The organism is Thiorhodococcus drewsii AZ1 (genome assembly GCF_000224065.1).
Lineage (GTDB): Bacteria > Pseudomonadota > Gammaproteobacteria > Chromatiales > Chromatiaceae > Imhoffiella > Imhoffiella drewsii.
Map to the genome: position 1 here is coordinate 1 of NZ_AFWT01000010.1, position 19,245 is coordinate 19,245.

Annotated in this window: 19 protein-coding genes; 5 read left to right on the plus strand and 14 right to left on the minus strand. The window is 60.2% G+C overall.

What is annotated here, in order from left to right; translation table 11 throughout:
* Positions 1 to 83 precede the first annotated feature (83 nt).
* Positions 84 to 1,031 (minus strand): IS1595 family transposase, encoded by a 948-nt coding sequence (locus tag THIDRDRAFT_RS08210; RefSeq protein ID WP_007040372.1) that lies wholly within the window; start codon positions 1,029 to 1,031, stop codon positions 84 to 86.
* 691 nt (positions 1,032 to 1,722) lie between these two features.
* Here THIDRDRAFT_RS08210 and THIDRDRAFT_RS08215 point away from each other — a divergent pair.
* Positions 1,723 to 1,995: an RNA recognition motif domain-containing protein gene (locus THIDRDRAFT_RS08215; RefSeq protein ID WP_007040373.1), complete on the plus strand. Its 273-nt coding sequence runs from the start codon at positions 1,723 to 1,725 to the stop codon at positions 1,993 to 1,995.
* A 713-nt stretch (positions 1,996 to 2,708) separates the two neighbouring features.
* Positions 2,709 to 3,785 carry a UDP-3-O-(3-hydroxymyristoyl)glucosamine N-acyltransferase gene (gene lpxD / locus THIDRDRAFT_RS08225; RefSeq protein WP_007040374.1) on the plus strand — a complete coding sequence of 359 codons (1,077 nt, stop codon included), beginning with the start codon at positions 2,709 to 2,711 and terminating at the stop codon, positions 3,783 to 3,785.
* Between the two features lie 227 nt (positions 3,786 to 4,012).
* On the opposite strand, the gene THIDRDRAFT_RS08230 is transcribed toward lpxD, so the two are convergent.
* Positions 4,013 to 4,669, minus strand: a complete 657-nt coding sequence (locus THIDRDRAFT_RS08230) for an RNA recognition motif domain-containing protein (RefSeq protein WP_040844333.1) — start codon at positions 4,667 to 4,669, stop codon at positions 4,013 to 4,015.
* A 177-nt stretch (positions 4,670 to 4,846) separates the two neighbouring features.
* Positions 4,847 to 5,644 carry a thiopurine S-methyltransferase gene (locus THIDRDRAFT_RS08235; protein WP_007040376.1) on the minus strand — a complete coding sequence of 266 codons (798 nt, stop codon included), beginning with the start codon at positions 5,642 to 5,644 and terminating at the stop codon, positions 4,847 to 4,849.
* A gap of 391 nt (positions 5,645 to 6,035) precedes the next feature.
* On the opposite strand from THIDRDRAFT_RS08235, the gene THIDRDRAFT_RS08240 reads away from it, so the two are divergent.
* A complete protein-coding gene (locus tag THIDRDRAFT_RS08240; RefSeq protein ID WP_007040377.1) occupies positions 6,036 to 6,443 on the plus strand; it encodes a bacteriohemerythrin in 408 nt (135 codons plus the stop codon).
* A 100-nt stretch (positions 6,444 to 6,543) separates the two neighbouring features.
* Here the strand turns inward: THIDRDRAFT_RS08240 and THIDRDRAFT_RS25550 are convergent, their stop codons facing one another.
* The gene (locus THIDRDRAFT_RS25550) at positions 6,544 to 7,143 is read right to left on the minus strand and encodes a VPLPA-CTERM sorting domain-containing protein (RefSeq protein ID WP_007040378.1); all 600 of its coding nucleotides are present in this window, start codon (positions 7,141 to 7,143) and stop codon (positions 6,544 to 6,546) included.
* A 322-nt stretch (positions 7,144 to 7,465) separates the two neighbouring features.
* On the opposite strand from THIDRDRAFT_RS25550, the gene THIDRDRAFT_RS08245 reads away from it, so the two are divergent.
* Positions 7,466 to 9,847 carry a tetratricopeptide repeat protein gene (locus THIDRDRAFT_RS08245; protein WP_007040379.1) on the plus strand — a complete coding sequence of 794 codons (2,382 nt, stop codon included), beginning with the start codon at positions 7,466 to 7,468 and terminating at the stop codon, positions 9,845 to 9,847.
* A 70-nt stretch (positions 9,848 to 9,917) separates the two neighbouring features.
* Here the strand turns inward: THIDRDRAFT_RS08245 and THIDRDRAFT_RS08250 are convergent, their stop codons facing one another.
* From THIDRDRAFT_RS08250 to THIDRDRAFT_RS08275, 6 genes are all read right to left on the minus strand, one after another.
* Positions 9,918 to 10,712: an energy-coupling factor ABC transporter ATP-binding protein gene (locus THIDRDRAFT_RS08250; protein WP_007040380.1), complete on the minus strand. Its 795-nt coding sequence runs from the start codon at positions 10,710 to 10,712 to the stop codon at positions 9,918 to 9,920.
* The gene (cbiQ, locus tag THIDRDRAFT_RS08255) at positions 10,709 to 11,467 is read right to left on the minus strand and encodes a cobalt ECF transporter T component CbiQ (protein WP_007040381.1); all 759 of its coding nucleotides are present in this window, start codon (positions 11,465 to 11,467) and stop codon (positions 10,709 to 10,711) included. Before cbiQ ends, THIDRDRAFT_RS08250 begins: the two co-directional genes overlap by 4 nt.
* Entirely contained in the window at positions 11,464 to 12,126 is a 663-nt protein-coding gene (locus tag THIDRDRAFT_RS08260; RefSeq protein WP_007040382.1) for a hypothetical protein, read from the minus strand. Before THIDRDRAFT_RS08260 ends, cbiQ begins: the two co-directional genes overlap by 4 nt.
* Positions 12,119 to 12,739: a cobalt transporter CbiM gene (gene cbiM, locus THIDRDRAFT_RS08265; RefSeq protein WP_007040383.1), complete on the minus strand. Its 621-nt coding sequence runs from the start codon at positions 12,737 to 12,739 to the stop codon at positions 12,119 to 12,121. The genes THIDRDRAFT_RS08260 and cbiM overlap by 8 nt, the downstream gene beginning before the upstream one ends.
* Positions 12,740 to 12,756: 17 nt before the next feature.
* On the minus strand, positions 12,757 to 13,545 hold the full coding sequence (locus THIDRDRAFT_RS08270; protein ID WP_007040384.1) for a DUF4198 domain-containing protein: 789 nt from the start codon (positions 13,543 to 13,545) through the stop codon (positions 12,757 to 12,759).
* A gap of 116 nt (positions 13,546 to 13,661) precedes the next feature.
* Complete coding sequence (locus tag THIDRDRAFT_RS08275; RefSeq protein WP_007040385.1) at positions 13,662 to 14,036, minus strand: hypothetical protein; 375 nt, start codon at positions 14,034 to 14,036, stop codon at positions 13,662 to 13,664.
* A gap of 139 nt (positions 14,037 to 14,175) precedes the next feature.
* Here THIDRDRAFT_RS08275 and THIDRDRAFT_RS08280 point away from each other — a divergent pair, with 139 nt between their 5' ends.
* On the plus strand, positions 14,176 to 14,889 hold the full coding sequence (locus tag THIDRDRAFT_RS08280) for an SDR family oxidoreductase (RefSeq protein ID WP_007040386.1): 714 nt from the start codon (positions 14,176 to 14,178) through the stop codon (positions 14,887 to 14,889).
* Between the two features lie 21 nt (positions 14,890 to 14,910).
* On the opposite strand, the gene THIDRDRAFT_RS23700 is transcribed toward THIDRDRAFT_RS08280, so the two are convergent.
* The 4 genes from THIDRDRAFT_RS23700 to THIDRDRAFT_RS08310 all read right to left on the minus strand — a co-directional run bounded on the left by THIDRDRAFT_RS23700 (position 14,911) and on the right by THIDRDRAFT_RS08310 (position 19,239).
* A complete protein-coding gene (locus tag THIDRDRAFT_RS23700; protein ID WP_139058680.1) occupies positions 14,911 to 16,293 on the minus strand; it encodes an SPOR domain-containing protein in 1,383 nt (460 codons plus the stop codon).
* Positions 16,294 to 16,519: 226 nt separating this feature from the next.
* Positions 16,520 to 16,948: an FKBP-type peptidyl-prolyl cis-trans isomerase gene (locus tag THIDRDRAFT_RS08300; RefSeq protein ID WP_007040388.1), complete on the minus strand. Its 429-nt coding sequence runs from the start codon at positions 16,946 to 16,948 to the stop codon at positions 16,520 to 16,522.
* A 183-nt stretch (positions 16,949 to 17,131) separates the two neighbouring features.
* On the minus strand, positions 17,132 to 18,001 hold the full coding sequence (locus THIDRDRAFT_RS08305; protein WP_007040389.1) for a trypsin-like peptidase domain-containing protein: 870 nt from the start codon (positions 17,999 to 18,001) through the stop codon (positions 17,132 to 17,134).
* Between the two features lie 20 nt (positions 18,002 to 18,021).
* A complete protein-coding gene (locus THIDRDRAFT_RS08310) occupies positions 18,022 to 19,239 on the minus strand; it encodes a D-alanyl-D-alanine carboxypeptidase/D-alanyl-D-alanine-endopeptidase (protein ID WP_007040390.1) in 1,218 nt (405 codons plus the stop codon).
* Positions 19,240 to 19,245: the final 6 nt, after the last annotated feature.

A 19,245-nucleotide genomic window follows, 5' to 3' on the forward strand; every position in this document is an offset into this window, starting at 1 on the left:
CCTCATGCGCTTATCTCGGTGCCGTCTGGGCTTCGGGTGCGCTCTGCTTGCTCGATTCGACCTTGCTTGCCCGCTCCTGATTATTAACATGCCTCAGCCATTTTCAGGAGACGGTGTGGCATCGGTGGAGTTCGCACTGCAGCCCATCCAAGGCGCGGGAGCATGGAGGCCAGATCAAATCGGCGATTGAAGCGATAGCAAAACTCGGCCAGGAAGCGTGGTAGATGCTTGCTGCTCACCTGATGATAGGAACCATGCAGGCTGTTTTTGACGTTACCGAGGACGGTGTTAAGCCACTGAAATTCGGGCAAGGCCATGCTGCGATAGCCGCCACCGGTGACGACGGGCTGGTGCTCGAACCCGGCGCTGGCGACGCCACGAAAGCACGCCAGCCCATCGGTGAGCACGATGGCATTGGGATCGAAGTGGCGCTTGGCGAAGCGCTCGACTTCGCGCGAGCGGAAGCCGGCCACCTTGCCCAGGCAAAGCCCGATCGGGTGGCCTTCTGCGTTGCAGGACAAGGCGGCGATGAACGCAACCTTGTTCGGTGAGCCGCGCCCAGGCTTGGCCCCGTGACGCTCTCCGCCCCAGTAGGCATCGTCTACCTCGATAACGCCCTTGAGTCGGGTTTGATCGTCACGCTCTTTCATGACCTGCAACAGCTTGTGCTTGACCCGCCAAGCGGTGAGATAGGAGACGCCCAGATGACGCTTGAGCTCCAGCGCAGAGATGCCGTTTTTCTGCTGCGTCAACAAGAACATCGCCAGGAACCAGGTCGTGAGCGGCAGCTTGGTCGCCTCGAAGATCGTCCCAGCCGTTACGGAGGTTTGGTGATGGCAATGGCGGCACTGCAACAGGGCGCGCGTGCGCAGTCGCACCGGTACGCCGCCGTGACCACAGCTCGGGCAGACGAACCCCTGCGGCCAGCGCCATTGCTCCAGGGCTTCAACGCACAGAGCTTCACGGCCGTAGTGCGTCATAAATTCCTGCAAGCTCAAGCCCTTCTGAAATTGGATCGGGTTTTGTGCCATCAGCGTTTCTCCAGGAACTCGCGATGGTCTCAGTATGCGCCGACTCAGCACTCGCAGGCTGAGATTCGTAAATAATCAGGTGCCCGCTTGATTCGGCCTTCGTAAACGATTGCTGGACAGTCGGCGGCGGGCTGTGCTGACCGCGCGTTATTCGAGATATTATTGAGCTGGCCGTCCGGCAGGGGCGGTGCGCTCTGATGTCTGTCGAGAGAAGGCTGCGCTCTATGCGGCGATTTGGCTTATTGAGTGGGTGGAGCCTGCTCGACTGAATGGAAGGGCGCCAATCCAGTATTCCTTCTTCGTGGTTTGTATGTGCGTGCGTCGTGTCTAAGAAGGGCCTTTCTTATCGCATTCGACGTCTAGGTTATTATTTTTATTTATGTGGGTGTGCTTTTGCGTGACGGATTTGGTGCTTAGGCGGCGCGCGTCCGATTTCGATAGAAATAGAGCTGAAATATCGCGTGCTTTCCCGTTCAAGACCTGTTACGGTATAGAGAGTGAGAGAAGTCGATGATACCAGTCGGCATATGGCGTCTGCTGATTTCGCAGAAATCCAAGTTTGTTTCCGAGACCTCGTAGCCTCCCTGCCTCACTGATACCGCGCCAGCGGTGACTCCGTATCGAAAGCGTCGCCGTTAGGCCGGCTTCGATATCCTATATACATGCAATTTCTGAGTTCAGAGAGACAGCGATGAATATCTACGTAGGCAATCTATCTTATAACACGACCGATTCTGATCTGCGTGAAGCCTTTGCGCCTTTTGGTGAGGTTGCCCAAGTCAATTTGATCAGTGATAAATTCACGGGTCAATCGAAGGGATTCGGTTTCGTCGAGATGCCCAATAATAGCCATGCCGATGCGGCGATTAAGGGGCTCAATGGAACGGATCTTCAGGGGCGCTCCATCAAAGTGAACGAAGCCAAGCCCAGAAGCGATCGTGGCTCGAGTGGACGGCGTTTCTGAGGCGGTTTCCCGCTTCTTCGGATCCGCTCTAAAAGCTTGCCGGCTGTCAGCCGGCAAGCTTTTTTTGTGCTTTAAAAACTGACTCTTGTTCGTCGTTATAAAGATGGAGTTCGAGTCAAGCTGACATCACTGCGCCTGGAGTGCGATACGAATATTCTGGGATAAAGTCAGTCGCCATTTTGGCCTCCTTTATGCTTTGATGTCGGTATGGTAAAAGCGGCCTCTAGTATTTGACTCTGCGCTATGTGGTGAATGGTGTTGGTCGAGATGCGATCAAGGTATCTTGATCCATTTATCAGTGACGCTCTCTTCGGCCTGTTGAGCAGTAGAGTAGAGCGGATACTTCTGGAAGTCGCTCTAGAGTTGCGCCGAATTCGCTTTCGGTTTTATTTTGGAGTCGATCAGGATGTTGTGGTATTTGCTGTTGCGGCGGTCCATTTTATTTATTTAGCCTGCTTCATTAAAGCCAATCCGGTCTACGGGAAAATACTCTGTTATTTCGATCTCTGCGATTAGCCTTTTTTTGAGCGCTCAATTAGCACGTTATTGAATGCGTCAGTATCATGTTTTCTCTGCTAATCTGCTCGCAGGGCGCAGATTGTTCGCAATAGAGACTCTGCTGAAACGTATCCTGAGTGTGGGGATGCGCGACGCAGTTGCGGCGTTTGTTGGGATCCACTGCTGGCGAACCGATACGACTAGGAGATGACCAGATGGTGTTCGACCTTCCTCAGATCTGTACCTTGCTGCAGGTCCCTCTTACGGCCGCCGAGCCTACGCAAGCGCCTCTGCGTATCGATGGAGTCAATACCTTGCAATTGGCGGGGGGTGGAGACCTTTGTCTAGCTGAGACCTCCGAGCAGGCCGACGCCGTTCAGGCCAGCGGAGCGGGTGCTATCGTCGTTCCAGAGGACTTCCCCGTCCTCAGCGGTTCTGTGCTCATTCGTTCGTCGGAGCCGCGGCGAGGATTTTTTCGGGTCGCCGAAGCCTTTGCCTATGTCTCGGAGATTCAAGGTATCAGCGCGCGCGCGGTGATCGACCCCACGGCGATCCTCGGTCAGGATGTGGCGATAGGCGCCTGCGCTGTTGTTGGTCCCGGCGTGCGGGTCGGTGATCGCTGCATCATCGGTCCTGGCTGTTATCTTGGGCCTGATGTGGTTTTGGGGATGGACTCTGTCATTGAGGCCAACGTTACCCTTCACCGAGGCAGTGTGCTGGGTCAGCGTTGTCTCATCCACTCTGGAACGGTCATCGGTGGGGATGGATTCGGTTTCAGTTGGGATGGCAATAGGCATCGCAAGATCCCTCAGCTCGGGTGCGTGGTGATCGAGGATGATGTCGAAATCGGTAGCAACTGCTGCGTTGACCGGGCCACTCTGGGCGAGACGCGTATCCGCTGCGGCACCAAGATCGACAATCTGGTTCAAGTCGCTCATAACACCCAGATCGGCCAGCACGTCATTCTGGTGAGTCAGGCTGGGGTGGCGGGTAGTAGCCGTGTTGGGGATGGGGCGGTTATCGCTGGACAGGTCGCCATTTCAGACCATGTCAGCGTCGGACCGGGCGCGCGCGTTGGCGGTCAGTCTGGCGTGACCAAGGACGTTCCGGCAGGTCTTTCCGTGTTCGGAACCCCGGCGCGTCCGATTAGGGATACCCTCCGCGAACTTGCGGCGCTGGCGCAGTTGCCGGGTTTGCTCAAGCGGATCAATCGCCAGGCGGGTGAGTTGGTCGAGCTAGGCAAGCGGTTGGAGGCGCTGGAGCAACAGGATCGTTCCGGGTCTTGTCGGTAGATGCGCTAGCACGTTCGGCAGTCGAATGTTGAGATCGACGGTATGCGCGGTGTTTGGGCCTCTTCACCATCGTGGCCCAGGTCAGCCGGGTCTGATCGTGAGCCGGGGACTCGCCACGGGTCTCTGTCCTCGAAGGTCGAGAGCGGTCGCCGTCAGGTGAGTGGCGCCAAGACGAACGGTCACGGGCTCGTCTCGGGAGGCTGCAGTCGAGGGGCGTGATCGGGTCGTTATTGCTTTCGCACGCGACCTGACGCCCTTTTCCATCCGACAGTGTTGCGTAGATTGAAATCGTCCGCGCAGGTTTGCGCAAAAGCTGTGACCTCATCTAGGTCCCCCTGGCGGTAACCGACGATGCTTGAGGTGCCGCTCTCCAAGATATAGCGAAACCAGTCGACTCCATCTGTGCTCGTGGTCATGTCTACTTTTTCCACGGAGGCCAGCTCATAAGGGGTTCTCGCGGAGTAGTTGGGCTCGCTGCTGTCTTTGAGGACGGTCGAGAGGTGATCGGCTGAGTCTTCATCCGCTGAAGAGGCGTCGGAGCATTGCGTTAGCTGGATGATCGCGCCTTTGAAGAGCTGTCCGTCCAGTGCGGCAAGCGCTTGTGCAGGCTTATCGGATGAAAGATCGACATGGGCGATTTTCTGAAACCTGTGCTGGAACCTGTCTTCGGAGAATTGTATGCAGCGCACGACTCCGTATGCCGAAAATAGCTCCGTCACTTCGGCTGCGGTGGTTTCACTGGCGAGATTCGTGACGCAGATCGTCACCATTTTAGGGTCCGGCGTGGAATGTTTAGCCGTCATTGAGTCGCCCCTGATCAGCGATAAGTGATGAAGATCGTGCGTTTGCGCTAACGCAGCATCGATAAATATGGATGTCGGCAAGGATTATCCGTTTAGGTTGTACCTGTAAGCGGGGTAGTCGGCAATACCATTTCAGAGAATGCAGGCGGCGCATGGCTGTTTTTCTGGTGCGGAAAAGCCGTAATCGATGCGATGTCAATGGTCCTCTTTGTACGATATCCCGGAACTCACGTCCGTGGGACGAGGGCGGGTCGACGGTTAGCGGATTTGTTCGGTCGTTATCCTGTCTTCACCCGAAGCGTTGTCCGGTTGGTCGATCAAATGAGCAGAGGCACGGACCGTCATTCGGTATGCCTTGTGGTGGACGGTCTCGCTCCGTTCCTGCGGGCATTGCTGGTCGGTTTCGACGTGAGTTTCAACCTGGGCCAGGTCGATCTTGAAACGCTCGGCATAGAGCGTTTGGATTTCCTGGGCGACGGTCGATATCTGCCCCAATGATTCGCCAGGCACAGAGTCTTCGGATGTCAGTACCAGAAGTTGGCGTGCATCGGGGACGATCAGGGCTAGGTGGGTGACATAGAGTCGGCGGATATCTTCAGGTAGCGCTGTGAGCGCGGCGCAATCGTAGATGGCATCGATTGGTCCGAGATCGGCGGCGGTGGCGGCGAAGAAGTCACCGCACAGGATGCTCAGATTTCCATGTCCCCAGCGTGTCAGTGGGCCTTGTGTCCGCTTGGTAGATCCAAGGTCATGCTCAAAGAAGAAGGCGCGAACGGCCACCGGGCTCAGCTCGATGCCGGTGACCCTGTATCCCTCTTTGATGAGCCAGAGCATATCCTGGCTCTTGCCGCACATCGGAACCAATACGCGGCTGCCCTTTGCTAGGCCGAGGCTGGACCACCAACGCATCAGGAGTGGATTGACCCCCTGTTGGTTCAGATCGGTTCGCTGGTCGCGCCAGTATTGCTGCCAAAGGGCGTTGTCCCGGTTCGTCATCGAAAGGAGGCTCGCGCGCGCTGGAGTGCGGGCTGCGTGGGTGATGCGATCCTTGGGCATGGCCTCTCCTCGTGAGTTGGAAATGCATGTGCTAATCGAACGGGCACAACGCTTCGTGAGAAGAGGTATGCGGGCCGATAAGGCTCCGGCAAGCGTCGGTCGGAGGTTCGTGGGAGGGTGACCGCGCTTCTTGCTGGCAGAGTAGCATGGTTAGTGCTTGGTTCGGCGGCGAGAGCTGGGGCGGTGGAATGCTGTTGTTTTGGTCTTGGTGCGGGGCTGCTCTCGTCGTCTTGGTCAATCACGAACGGCATTTCTGTCGGTTGGATGTGCGTGTTCGTCTGCCTGCTTCTCCTGCTCGACAGTCATGTCGGCTCGGGCTTAACCTAGATTCCTTGTCAACCAGGGCCTCGCGATCCTGGTTTTTCGATCAAACTATGTTTGCAGGTGTCCAATGCTCAAAGACTGGTCCGACGTCTACCTCATCGGCGTTCCCGAAATCGACCAACAGCATCAGGGGTTCTTCGTGGCCTCGCATCGTCTGTACGAAGGTATCCTCGACCGTGACGGCAAGGCTGCTGTAGGGCCGGCGATCGCCTTCATGCGGGAGTATGCGGAGGAGCACTTCCAGACGGAGGAGGCATTCATGCGCGAGCATGACTACCCTGGTATCAAGGACCATCTGCGCCAGCACGTCGCCTTCTTTAAGCGTCTAGATGAGCTTGAAAATGATCTGATGATCTTTGGCCCAAGTCAGGATCTGGCGGACCGCGCTCTAGATATTACCCAGGATTGGCTGATCGACCATATTGCGGATGAGGACATGCTGTATGCATTGCATGTTAAGGCGGGCGTAGCTTAATACTGCTGTAGCTTAAAGAAAGGGTGGTTTAAATTAGGGTGTGTGTTGCTGGAAGGAAAGCGCCCTCAAATTCTGCGAGAGCGCTTTCTCTTTTGCTTAATTAGGCTCGTGCCGTTTTGCGTCGCTTGGCTATTCCGGCGAGTCCAAGCATCGCAGAGCCGAAGAGCCAGCCGGCCGCAGGTAAGGGAACTGACGTTGCACCAGCTGAGAACGATGCTGTAGTTCGCGTTCCTTGAGTTGTGATCGTGAAATATGCTGGGGTTGTTTCGTAGAGGGTATCTGTGCTGCTAAGTGTGCCAGAGAGGACCACAACCAGATAATTTGGGTCTTTGTTTTGTGTAACGGATTCAACTTCGTCGGCATTGAATGAAAACTGGCCACTGTTAAAAGACCAGATTGTTTTTCCAGATACTTCATCCGGATCGAACTTGAATCCTTGGAATGTTAGTGAAGAACCGGTTTTGGCGCCATTCATTACTTTGAGATCGTCATTGCCATAGTTGGCTTCGACTGCCCCAAATGAAACTGAGACTGCGTCTGGTATAGATGCGTTAAGTATTATTTCGCCAGTGAAATCGATGGAGCCGTTAATTGTGGCTGCGTTTGCAACGGTCGCTAACGAGAGTAGTAATAATGCAATTGCTGATTGAAAAAGCCTCATGTTTAATGCCTCATCATAAATATGGATTAAAAATTGCATTCTCAAGCAGCCGGTCCGTGTTTAGTGGTTGCTGATATGCGTAAGCTGTACCTCGTCAATTGTTAATTTAGCAGGATATGTGCCGAAGTTAAGGCTTTTGATTCTGTGGTCGATTTTAGTATCTTTTTTTGGAGGTGATTTTTTAAAACAGTGGCTTAGCAGAGTCTGAGGTGCGTAAATATGGACCGTGAAATTATGGTGCACGCTAGGTGGTGGTGCTGATATTTGTGAACGGTGCTGTAACAGATTTATTTTTTGTAACAATCTTGATGCGTTTTGGTCTGGCGCCTGAATGTGCTGCTGGGACTTCGGAGAAATTCAAATGCCCCTGAAGTTTAAAGTTTTACCATTGATTTTGTTGCTGTTAGCCTCCTGCGGTGCCGACGACCGCAAGCAAGCCTACTACGACCATGGCGTAGAGCTGCTGTCCCAAGGCGACAGAATCAAAGCCCGTCTAGAGTTCAAAAACGTCCTTCAGATCGATCCAAAATATGCGCCGGCCTGGTACCAGCTGGCCGAGATCGAGGCGGCGGAGCAAAACTGGTCGGCTGCCTTCGGTGATTACGGCAAGGCTTTGGAGCTCGATCCGCAAAACGTCGATGCGCACCTCAAGCGGGGGCGTTTGCTGTTCGGGGCGAACCAACTCGATGATGCCTCGAAGGATGTCGAAGCTGTCTTGGCGATCGATCCGCAACAGCCGAGTGCTTTGGCGCTGAGGGGGATGATCCGTGCCAAGCAGGGCGACGTGGATGCGGGGATAGCGGATGCCAATGCGGCGCTTGCGGTCGATCCCAAGTTGCGCGACGGCCTGGTGCTCCTCGCCGAGATTCGTCGCTCGCAGAAGAATTTGGATGAGGCGAAGCGACTGTTGCGAACGGCTGTCGAGGCGCATCCGGAGGACGTCTCGCTGCGGATCATGCTGGCAAGCATCCTCATGGATGGCGGAGAGTCCGACGCGGCTCGCGCTCAGCTTGAGCAGGCCGTGAAGCAGGAGCCCGATCAGTTGGCGCACGTGGCGCGATTGGTCGCGTTCGAGACGCAGCAAGGGCATTTGGATCGCGCCGAGGAGACGTTAAAGGCGGCGGTGGCCGCACATCCCGATGACGATCAGCCGCGATTCTTGATGGTGCAATGGATTACGCAGCAGAAAGGGTTGGACGCGGCCGCAGCCACCTTGAAGGGCTTCATCGCCAAGGAGCCCGATCGTTATTCGCTGCGCTTTGCCCTCGCCGATCTGTATCGGAAGAGCGGCAAGGCGGACGAGGCCGTTGCCGTCTATCGTGAAATCATCGAGCGGGATGACGATGGCGCCAACCGTCTGCGCGCGCGCGGATTGCTTGCAGCGTTGCTATTGGCGACGGATCGTCAGGACGAGGCCGAAGCGCTGGTCGCGCAGGTGCTGGACGAGGATTCCCGGAACACGGATGCCTTGGTGGTGAGGGCCGCGATTGCGCTGAAACGCAAGGACGCCGACCGTGCCGTTGCCGATCTGCGTAACGTGCTGCAGAACGTTCCCAATGCGGTCAATGCGTTGCGTATGCTTGCTGCTGCGCACGAGATGCGCGGGGAGGTGTCGTTGGCGCAGGACGCTTTGGATAAGGCGATCCAGGCGGCGCCTAAGGATCCGCAGGCCTATCTGCAACTGGCTCAGTTGCGTTTCTCGCACGGTGATGCCCAGGGTGCGACGTCCGTCCTCCAATCCTTCCTCGAGCGAACACCCGATAACGCACAGGTGCAAAGCGCCTTGGCGCGCTTGCAACTCAGTCAGCAGGACTGGGAGGCGATGAAAAAGACCGCTGACCAGTTGCTCAAATCGCAGTCGGATCATCCGTTGGGTCACTATCTCGCTGGGCTCTATGCGCAGCATGCGGGTGATCTAGAGGGAAGCGTCAAACATTTCGAAACGGCGCTTGAAAAGCGGCCCGACGCGATCGAGCCCAAGCTGGCATTGGCTAGGAGTCAGCTCGCGCTGGGGCGTGCCGAGGATGCCGAGCGTCAGGTCCAGCAGGTGTTGGACAAGCAGCCCGTGAATTCGTCGGCCCTCAGTCTTCTGGGCGAAATCTATATGGCAACCGGGCGTCTAAAGGAGGCCCGTGACCAGTTCGCTCAAATGATCGTGCTGCATCCAGAGTCTCCCGCTGCCTATGTGCGTTTGTCGGACCTACAGGCTCGTGATGGTGATCCGGCGGCCTCGGTCGAGACCTTGCGCAAGGGCGTCGATGCCACCAATCGCAATGCCTTCCTCGTGTTTCGTCTCGGGCAGGCGTTGCAGCAGGATTCGCGACCCGATGAGGCGCTCGCCGTCTATGAGGAGGTGTTGAAGACCAACCCGGATGCGGATGCTGTCATCAACAACCTCGCGATGCTGCTTGCGAACGACCGCAAGGACGATCCCGAAAGTCTGGCCAAGGCGCGGGAGCTGGTGAAGCGGTTCGAGGGCTCGGATCAGTGGGTGCTGCTGGACACCCTCGGTTGGGTCCAATTCCGCGTTGGCGAGCTGGATCAGGCCGCTGCGACCATGGATAAGGTCGTCTCGATGGTCGACAAGGTTCCGCCAGAGGTCCAGTTTCATCGGGGGATGATTGACGCCGCCCTCGACCGTAAGGCGGAAGCGAAAGATCTTTTGGCCAAGGCGCTTGCCTCGGGAGTCGATTTCCCGGGAATCGACGAGGCGCGACAGATGCAGGCTCAGCTGAATCGATGATCTGTGTGCCGTCGACCTCCTGTTCGGGGGCGACGGCTTTAAAGTGTCCGGCAAGCGCCTTGACGCTCTCTCAGGAACTCTCGTGATGATCGGCGTGCGCGGCGTCCTGGTGGTCGGTCGCGGCGTTGGCGAGATGCAGGTGGAGATGGCTGTGGTGGTGCGTGTGCGGGTGTCTGTGCAGGGTCGCTTCGTTCAGCCTGCCGTCGACCAGATGCACCGCTCGGGTCGCTAGGCGTTCGAGGAAGGTGCGGTCGTGGGAGACGATCAGCATCGCCTGGTCGAGTCCCGACAGATGGGCGATGAGGCGTTGCTCGGTCGCCTCGTCGAGGCCGTTGGTAGGTTCGTCGAGCAGCAGGACCGAAGGGGCCATGGCGAGCACGGTCGCGAGTGCGACCAGCCGCTTCTCGCCGGCCGAGAGGCGGTGTGTGACCCGTTCGGCAAATTCCTCCAGTCCGAGCACCGCGAGGGTCCGCAAGGCGTCGCTGCGCGCCTCGTCGGGCGAGCGGCCGAGGTTCAGCGGGCCGAAGGCGACGTCTTCGAGCACGGTGGGGCAGAAGAGTTGATCGTCGGAGTCCTGGAACAGCAGCCCGATCCGGGCGCGCACCTCGTGGAAATCCGACTCGACACGGCGCTCGCGGCCGAAGGCGAGCAGGGTTCCCGCGCGCGGTTGGTGCAGTCCGACCAGTAGGTGCAGCAGCGTGGTCTTGCCTGCCCCGTTGGGGCCGATCAAGGCGATCCGCTCTCCGGCATGCAGGCTGAAATCGACCCCTTTGAGCACCTGGCGGTCGCGATGATCGAAGGCGATGTCGCGCAGCTCGATCAATGGGGTTTGAGAGTCTGAGTGGGGTATCTCGTTCTGGCTCACGTCATCCGGTCCAGGATCGGCAGGCTCGCGCACAGTATCACGAATCCGATCCCCGATCCGGTATCGGCGAGGCGCCAGCGCGGTCGATCCAGCAGATAGAGCCGTCCCTGAAAACCGCGACAGCGCATGGCCGCCATGAGTCGCCGTGCGCGGTCTAGGCTGCGCACCAGCAGCATGCCCATCAGCCAGCCATAGCTGCTCCAGGTGTGTCGATCGCTACGTGGAACGAAGGCCCGTGCCCGCATCGCCTGGCGCAGCCGGAGATATTCCTGATGCAGCAGATGGATCTGGCGGATCGTCATCAGCAGCAGATGCACCAGCTTCTCCGGAACGCCGAGGCGTCCGAGTGCGTGCCCGAAGACCACCGGTTCCAGGGTTCCGGCCAGCGCGGTAAGCGCCAGCACCACGGCATTGGCCTTGAGCAGGATCAGACCGGCTTGATGCAGCCCTTCCTGGCTCGCCGTGAGCGGGCCGAACGTGGCGACCGGGGTTCCCGGCACCGTTAAAGGGAGGCTTAAGAGCAGGATTGCCATGAAGCCTTCCAGTGCCGCTAGGCGACGGAGCAGGAAGGCTGGGCGCATGCCGGCCGTCAGGGCGAATCCCAGGGCCAGGGCGAAGGCGAGCAGGGCGATCTCAAGCTGCTGCAGCCCGATGGTGACCAGCGCGAAGAGCAGCGCGGCGAGGATGCGCAGACGCGGGTCGCGCTCCGAGATCCAGCCCGATCCCAGCGGCGCGAGCAAGGCGCTCTCGGTCACGAATGTCCGCCTTTGGAGCGCGCGTGCATCCAGAGTGCCAGCCCGGTGAGCCCGATGATGTAGCCGATGCCCCCGAGCACGTCATGCCAGCGGGCACGGTCCTCGGACGCGATCAGTTGTTCCCGCAGGGGGCGGACTTGGCGGGCGACGGCCTGCTCGATCTCCATCAGCAGCCGCGCGTCGGGTGTGGTGGCCGATGTCTCCGGGGTCGGCTTGGCTGTGGTGGATGTCTGGTCAGCGGTGACCGGCTCGCTGGCTCCTGGCTGTCCTTGGGTCGGTGCAGGGGGAATCGACTCGGATTGAGGAAAGCCGCCGGCCAGCTCGTCGGCCGTGACTCGCCACTCGGCACGATGTCCGTCGCCCGATTCGGCGATGATGATGTGATCGGTCGGCGATGTGGCCTGGTAGCTGAACGCGCCCTCGGCATCGGGCGTCAGCTCGGCGAGCGTTTTACCCGTGGTGTCCTGGATGCGAATTCTGGCGCCGCTGGCCTTGGCCCCGCCGGCGAAATAGGCGCTGCCCTGGATCTGGGCGCCCTCGGCAAAGGCGAAGACCTGGAGCTTGTGTGCGAGCACGGGCAGGCTGACGAGCACGAGCCCCAGTAAGAGTCCGGCGGCCAACGGCTTGAGCCGCCGCGCGGACGGTTTGGATTCAGACATGTCCAACCTCGTCGTGGATGAGGATCTCGGGCGCGACGCGTTGCAGGAAGGCGACGACCGTGGCGGTGATGAGCGCCTCGACGACGGCCAGCGGGATGTAGGTCAGGACCAGGACCTTGGCGGCTGGTAGGAAGGCTTGTCCGCTCAGCCCCAGGTCGATCGCGACCAGAGCCGCCGTGGACATGACGCCGATACCTCCCGCGGCCGCCCCGACCCAGAGGCGTCGTCGCGGCGCGACCCGACGCATCAACGGTGCCAGAGTAAGTGCGCAGATGAGCGCCGGCAGGGCCATGTTGAGTGTATTGACGCCGAGCGTCAGGATCCCACCGAAGCCGAAGAAAACCGCCTGCAGCAGCAAGGCGACGAAGAGCGCGGGCAGGGCGGTCCAGCCGAGCAGCAGTCCCATGAGTCCGTTCAGCAGCAGGTGGACGCTGCTCGGGCCGACCGGGACGCTGATGAGGGACGATACGAAGAAGGCGGCGGACAGAACCGCCGCCTGTGGGAGCCGATCGTAGTCGAGACGTCTGAGCGCGACAGCGAGCAGCGCGGCGGACACCAGTCCGCCGCCGATCAGAATGGGCGCCGAGAGGACGCCGTCAGGGATATGTGCCATCGAGTGGGGCCGATCCGCTACTTCATGTCGGTCGCCTTCACCCAGATGAGTGCCCCGGCTTCGACCGGGACCGTTTTCCCATCCGGATTCTTCATGGGCTTATCGCCTTCGAGCAGCGCGGCGAAGCCCCACCAGCCGGCGCGCGGCATGGCGTAGCTGAAGCGACCGTTGGCGTCGGCCTTGATGACCTGGGTGACGAAGGGCGAGGCGGGCGGCGTGACCGAGCCGTCGTTGACCCATTCCACCTCGACCTCGGCGAAGGGCACCGGCTGGCCGTTCTGCTTGACGATGCCGCTGAAGAGGTTGCCGGTCCAGAGGCCGTAGGGACGCACCAGGGGCTCGATCTCGACTGGCAGGCCGATCTCTCTATCCCAACCCTCCTCGGCGCCGAAGGCATCGACGACGACCTTGGTGTAGTGGACGATCATGACCCCTTCGGCTGGTTCCCAATAGGGCGCCGGTTCGACGAAGAAGACATAGTCTCCGGGTTGTTTGACGTGGTAATCGGCGCTGAAGGTCTGTTTGCCGTCGGTCTTCTCGGCCTTCAGGCTGTCGGTGAGATCCTCGACGCCAGCCGGGCCGGCGACTCCGAATCGAACTGGCTGGCCCATGTTCATCAGCGGGCCGCGTTCCATCGGATGGGTGAATCTCAGGTCCAGATTCACCTCGGCGCCGGTGTCGGCGGTGAGGATGTCAGGGTAGGGAATGAGCTGCTGGAAATGCGCCTGAGCACTGGTTGCGGCCAGTAGAAGGGTGGACAGCAGGGCAGCGAGCGGAGCGGGACGCGCAAAGATGGGTCGATTCATAGGATTTGGACGACGATTGACGCGTGGAGTGTGACGTGATTTTTCTGCGTAACACTCTTTGTTGTCAACCCCGACGGGATGTCTTGGTCCTCATTCCCAGCATCCAGCCCGCCCGGCTAGTCGTCGTGTCGTTCGTCCTCGTCGGGTCTCGAATCGGCGAGCAGAATTGGCTCGATCGCCTCCTCTTGGTCGAGCTTGTCGCGGAGCGTGACGATCTGAGCATCCAGCTCTTTCAGCTTGGTGACCTGTGTCTGGAGATAGTTAAGTTCCTCTTTCATACGCATGATCTCCTGGGCCTTTTCGCGTCGATCCCGGAGTTCGCTCAATGCCTGCTTGAGTTCGATCGAGCCGCGTTCGCGACGCACCAGGGATTGCCGGAAGCTGGTTGCGCTTCGGCCTGGCTCGGACTGTATATTGGAACCCGCGCCATAGACCCGATTGAGGATCTGGTCCAGGTCGGGATCGAAATGCAATGAGGTATTTTTGAACATCGTCTTCCGCGTCTCGGTTCCGTGAGGGGGGTAGCTGGAATCGACAGCTGTGCTGTTGTCGGTTCGCATTATAGCGATGGCCTGAACACGGAAGCGCGGCCTAGTCCACAAGATCTTAAACTCGATAGGAGAGTTCATCATGTCGAATCGACCACTCGCGCTCGTGACGGGTGCTTACCGCGGTCTCGGGTTCGAAACCTGCCGCCAGTTGGCCCATAACGGATATCAGGTGATCCTCACCGCGCGTCGCGAGTCTGAGGGGCAGGCTGCTGCGGATGACTTGGTGGGGCAGGGGTTGGAGGTGATCTTCCACCCGCTGGACATCACCGATGGGTCCAGTGTCGAGGCGTTGGCCGCCTTTGTACGCGAGCGTTTCGGACGGCTCGACGTCTTGGTGAACAACGCTGGCGTCTTTCCCGATCCGAGGCCGGGCTCGGCCGGTTCGAGTGTCTTCGAGGCGGATCTGGATCTGGTGCGTCAGGCGCTGGAGGCCAATACGCTCGGCGCCTTGCGGGTCTGTCAGGCGCTGATTCCGTTGATGGAGGGGCGTGGACGGGTCGTCAACGTCTCGTCGGGGATGGCCCAGCTCAGCGAGATGAACGGCGGTTGCACCGGATATCGTCTGTCCAAGACGGCGCTCAACGCTGTCACATGCATGTTTGCCGACGAACTTCAGGGTACGGGCGTCAAGATCAATTCGGTGTGTCCCGGCTGGGTTCGGACCGAGATGGGCGGGATGGAAGCCCCGATCGGTGTGGAAGAGGGCGCGCGTGGCATCGTGTGGGCGGCGACGCTCCCAGAGGATGGTCCGAGCGGCGGATTTTTCCGCCAAGGAGAGCCGATCCCCTGGTGATGCGTCAACCGGCGGGCTCGATCACTCGGTTCGCGGCACTGGACGATAGAGGGTGGCGTCCGGCTCCAGCTTGCGGATCCAGATGTCGAGTTTCGCCAGGTCGGGCGGAAGCGCGGCGACGCTGGCCTCGGCTTCTTCCTTGGTCGCATGAAGGCTGTGGATGAGCACGAACCAGGGCCGTCCCTGGTAGCGCTCCTCATCATAGACAGGGTGGTCGGTCAGCCCGTGTTGGCGGGCAAAGGCCAGCAACGAGTCCAGCGAATAGAACCCCATGAGCTGGACCGTATAGGGTCTGTCGCCGACCGAGATACGCTCGGGAAGCGATGATGCCTCGGGCTTAGTCGCCTCTGTCGTTTCGGTCGGCGCCGTCTCAACCTCTCGCGTCGGCGTCGGCGGTTCGGATGTCGTCTCGGGAGGCGCCGCTTCAACCTCTTGCGCTGGCGTTTGCATCTGCGGTTCGGATGTCGTCTCGGGAGGCTCCGCTTCAACCTCTTGCGTCGGCGTTTGCGCCTTCGGTTCGGGTTCTGGCTCCGGCGCCGTTGTGGCTGCTGTCACGGCTGGCGCCGATGCTTGCCCAGGGTCGATCGCCGGGGCTGGTTCCGCGAGTGTTTCTTCGGCTTGAGGCTCTTCGGTCGCATCGGACGGCGTTTCAGCGATTTCCTTTACCGATGAGTCCTGGGTCGATGCCTTTTCCACTGTCGGTTGGTCCGCTTCGGGCGATGTCTCGGCGGGCTGAGTGGATGCGTGGTCAAGTGGTTCGGCGGCTGGCTCCGTACCCTCGATCTGATCGGGCGCCTGCTCCGCTGATTTGGCCGACTCGGGAGCGGGTGGCGCCTGAGTGGAGATCTGCTGCGACTCGACATTCGAGTCGATTGAGAGATCGGTGGCGGGTGTTTGGGCTGCGCTCGTCGCCATCGATTCCTGCTCGTCGGCGAGTCGTTCCAGCGACGCAGTGATGGCCTTGACCGCCGTGGACAACTGGGAGAGCTTCTCTCGCGTGGCCGGAGTCTGTTCCTGATCCTGTGGCTCGGAGATAGAGGATTTGACCTCCTCCAATGTCTGTCGCAGCTCCTGCACTTCGGTCGAGAAGGTCTGGCGCGCCTGGTCGAATTTGGCGTAGGCGAATACCAAGAGGACGCTGACGATGACGACGAAGAGGATGAACGTGATGGTCACGATCAGGTTCTGATGGCGCAGACGCCCGTCCATTTCCTCGCGATGGTTCTGTAGGGTGCGCTGAAGCCGTGTTGCGGCGTGCCGCCGGTCGTCATCGACATCGGCGATCCGCGAGATCAGCGCGACCTCTATCGATTGGAGCTCGGATCTCTGCTGCTCCAATTCCTCGCGAAGCAGGGCGATCTCGTCTGACGTGCCGGAGGTTTCCGGCAGATCTTTGGAATCCATATCTTGATCTTGCTGATTGGCCATGATCATGCGTCCCGATGCTGCTTGCTTATGGGGTGGCCCAAGCGCGCGGTGCGCGGCTGGGGCCTGGATCTCCATCGGCGAGCCAATCCGTTCGTCACCCGCCGTGCGCACTCCGGTCCTTGATTCCGTGGCAAGGACCGGACACGCTACAAGTATCTTCGTCCGGGCGAACGACGGCAACTGTGAGCGGGTCCGGCGCCGGTCAGCTGATCTCGATCAGCTCCAGCGCGAAGGTGAGGTCGCGGCCAGCCAACGGATGGTTGCCATCAATGGTCACCTCTTCATCGTCGAACGCCTTGACAACGAATGAAACCTGACTCCCGTCGGGGGCCTCGGCGCTGAGGATGATGCCGACCTGCAGTTCGATCTCCGGCGGAATGGCGGAACGCGGAACCTGTTGGGTCATCTCTTCCTGATATTGGCCGTAGGCCTGTTCCGGCGGAATGGTGACGGTCTTGGTCTCGCCGACGCTCATGCCGGTTACGGCGGACTCGAAGCCGGGGATGACGCCGCCCGAACCGAGCGTAAATTCGAGCGGCTCGCGGCCGTTGCTGGAGTCGAATACGGTGCCGTCATCCAGTGTTCCCGTGTAGTGTATTTTGACGGTGTTGCCGTTTTGCGCTTGTGACATGGGTATGCCTCCTCGTGGTGCGAGTGATACCCGTCGACCGCGACGAATGAGCGTGCGGATCATGTGCGGATGAACGCTGGCAATTCGAGACGGGAGACGAGCGATAGGGGTTGGCGGGCACTCTAGAACAGGCGCGGCGCGAGTGCAAACCGCGTACCCGCCGGGTTGGCGGGGACGCGCGGCCTATTTGCGTACCCTTTTGAGCGCGGTTTGCGCGCGGTTGCTGGGGACTGCGAAGCCGATTCCGACATTGCCTCCGGTGGGTCCGATGAGCGCCGTGTTGATGCCGACTACAGCACCGGTCAGGTCGATCAGGGGACCGCCGGAGTTTCCTGGATTGATCGAGGCGTCGGTTTGGATGAGTTCGCCGAGCTGGTTCCCCGCGATGTCGCTACGGCCGACGGCGCTGACGATACCGAGCGTGACCGTCTGTCCGAGGCCGAACGGGTTGCCGATCGCAATCACGAAATCCCCGACCTCTAGTCGGTTCGAGTCGCCGAACGGCAGCGGGATTACATCGACCGGAGGAATCTTGAGGATGGCGACATCCGTGCTCGGATCCGAGGCGAGTTTGCGGGCGCGGAAGCTGCGCCGATCCGTGAGCGTGACGGTGATCGTGTTCGCGTCCTTGAGCAGATGCTCATTGGTCATCACATAGCCACGACGGGCGTCGACGATGACTCCGGAGCCTACGCTTTGGCGCCGTTCCGACGGATCCCAGTCGGGCAGCGGCAGGCCCATCTGGTCCAGGAAACGTTTGAAATCGGGATCCTTCAGAAAGGGAGGCGGTTCCGTCTGGATGCTGGATTCGGCTGAGACGGTCACGACCGCCGGCGTCACCCGCCGCATCAAGGGGGCCAGACTGGGTAGTCCTTGGCTGTTCTCCTCCATTCCGCACCCAGTGCTCTGAAGCGGGATGCGCGCGGCGGACTTGGGTTCGGGCGCGGTCGCGCAACCGACCAGCAGCCATCCGGCGGTCACCAGCACGGCTAGGCGGACGACCGGTCGCTTGAACCTATCGTTGATCCTGAATGAGGCGGGACGGATCGGCACCAGATGGACTCGCGTTTGAGTCAGTGCGCCAGGCTGCTTGCGACCCGGCGTCTCAGGCCGTAGTCGACCGGCTGGTTGATCAGAAGCGCGAAGGGCTCCCAGGCTCCGTGACGCCGCACGTAGCCCGCATAGCAGCTGACGCCGCGCAGGGTTCCTGTCTTGGCGCGGACGTCTGGATCGCCGTCCTGGGTCGGCATGAGATCGCGATAGGGGGTGAAGGCATCGAGCACGGCGACCAGTTGGCGGGCGCTGATCCGATTGGCGCGCGAAAGACCCGCGCCGTCATCGATGCGGACGTCGCGCCAGCCGAAGCGGTGTTTGGCGAACTGTGCCATGGCCCGCTGTGCGCCCGCCATGCTCACCTGGCCCTTGGCCTGTGGGTCGGCCAGACGGAGAAAGAGCGCGTTGGCGACGAAATTGCTCGAATACTTGAGCATGGGACGGATCATCTCGGCCAGGGTGCGGCTGTTGGTGTGTCGGTAGATGCGTTTGGCCCCGCTAGGAACTCGGCCGACGCGGATGGATTCGCCCACGCGCACCCCGGCACCCTTCAGCTTGGCGCCGAGCAGTTCGCCGAAATAGCGCAGTGCGATCTCGCGCTCGCGCAGATTGACCCGCTGCTTGCCCTGTCCGCCCGAGAGCCCGAAGCGGCGCGCGGTCGCGGTGAGCGGGGTCTGGGGTTCGGCGCTGCGGATCTGGTCGCCTTTGCGCACCAGGTTGAGTGTGTTGAAGTTCGCCGCCAGTGCCGTGACCGGGGCGTCGTAGGGATTGTCGGATGTGGAGCGTCCGGCGATCTCGACATCCGGGCTGAAGAAGCTGTCGTCGAGCCCGATGCCAGCGACCGAGCGAATGCCCTTCGCTTGGAGCCCGGCGACCAGACGGTCGAGTTCCTCGGAGACCAGATAGGGATCGGCATAGCCCTTCACCCACAGCCAGTCGCTGCCATCGCGATAGACATCGGTGTGGAAGCGGTAATCGCGTCCCCAGGTCTCGAGCGCGGCATAGGCGGTCAAGAGTTTCATGGTCGAGGCCGGGACGCGCGGCGTGTCGGCCTGATAGGCGATGCGGTCGCGGCCACCGTCCTTCAGCAGCAGACTGGCCTGCCCCAGCGACTTGACCTGCGCGACCGGGTCGGTCGCGGCCGAGGCGGTGCCGGCGATCGCGGCGCCGAGCAGCAGGATGGCGGCGAAACGGAGGCGTTTGGTTCGCATGCTCGATCCGGTGACGTCGGTCTTCATGATGAT

Coding starts and splice junctions, on each gene's coding strand:
- THIDRDRAFT_RS08240 (WP_007040377.1), top strand. CDS start 6,036: ATGCTCAAAGACTGGTCCGACGTCTACCTCATCGGCGTTCCCGAAATC.
- THIDRDRAFT_RS08275 (WP_007040385.1), bottom strand. CDS start 14,036: ATGTTCAAAAATACCTCATTGCATTTCGATCCCGACCTGGACCAGATC.
- THIDRDRAFT_RS08245 (WP_007040379.1), top strand. CDS start 7,466: ATGCCCCTGAAGTTTAAAGTTTTACCATTGATTTTGTTGCTGTTAGCC.
- lpxD (WP_007040374.1), top strand. CDS start 2,709: ATGGTGTTCGACCTTCCTCAGATCTGTACCTTGCTGCAGGTCCCTCTT.
- cbiM (WP_007040383.1), bottom strand. CDS start 12,739: ATGGCACATATCCCTGACGGCGTCCTCTCGGCGCCCATTCTGATCGGC.
- THIDRDRAFT_RS08310 (WP_007040390.1), bottom strand. CDS start 19,239: ATGAAGACCGACGTCACCGGATCGAGCATGCGAACCAAACGCCTCCGT.
- THIDRDRAFT_RS25550 (WP_007040378.1), bottom strand. CDS start 7,143: ATGCAATTTTTAATCCATATTTATGATGAGGCATTAAACATGAGGCTT.
- THIDRDRAFT_RS08235 (WP_007040376.1), bottom strand. CDS start 5,644: ATGCCCAAGGATCGCATCACCCACGCAGCCCGCACTCCAGCGCGCGCG.
- THIDRDRAFT_RS08260 (WP_007040382.1), bottom strand. CDS start 12,126: ATGTCTGAATCCAAACCGTCCGCGCGGCGGCTCAAGCCGTTGGCCGCC.
- THIDRDRAFT_RS08280 (WP_007040386.1), top strand. CDS start 14,176: ATGTCGAATCGACCACTCGCGCTCGTGACGGGTGCTTACCGCGGTCTC.
- THIDRDRAFT_RS23700 (WP_139058680.1), bottom strand. CDS start 16,293: ATGGATTCCAAAGATCTGCCGGAAACCTCCGGCACGTCAGACGAGATC.
- THIDRDRAFT_RS08210 (WP_007040372.1), bottom strand. CDS start 1,031: ATGGCACAAAACCCGATCCAATTTCAGAAGGGCTTGAGCTTGCAGGAA.
- THIDRDRAFT_RS08215 (WP_007040373.1), top strand. CDS start 1,723: ATGAATATCTACGTAGGCAATCTATCTTATAACACGACCGATTCTGAT.
- THIDRDRAFT_RS08300 (WP_007040388.1), bottom strand. CDS start 16,948: ATGTCACAAGCGCAAAACGGCAACACCGTCAAAATACACTACACGGGA.
- THIDRDRAFT_RS08270 (WP_007040384.1), bottom strand. CDS start 13,545: ATGAATCGACCCATCTTTGCGCGTCCCGCTCCGCTCGCTGCCCTGCTG.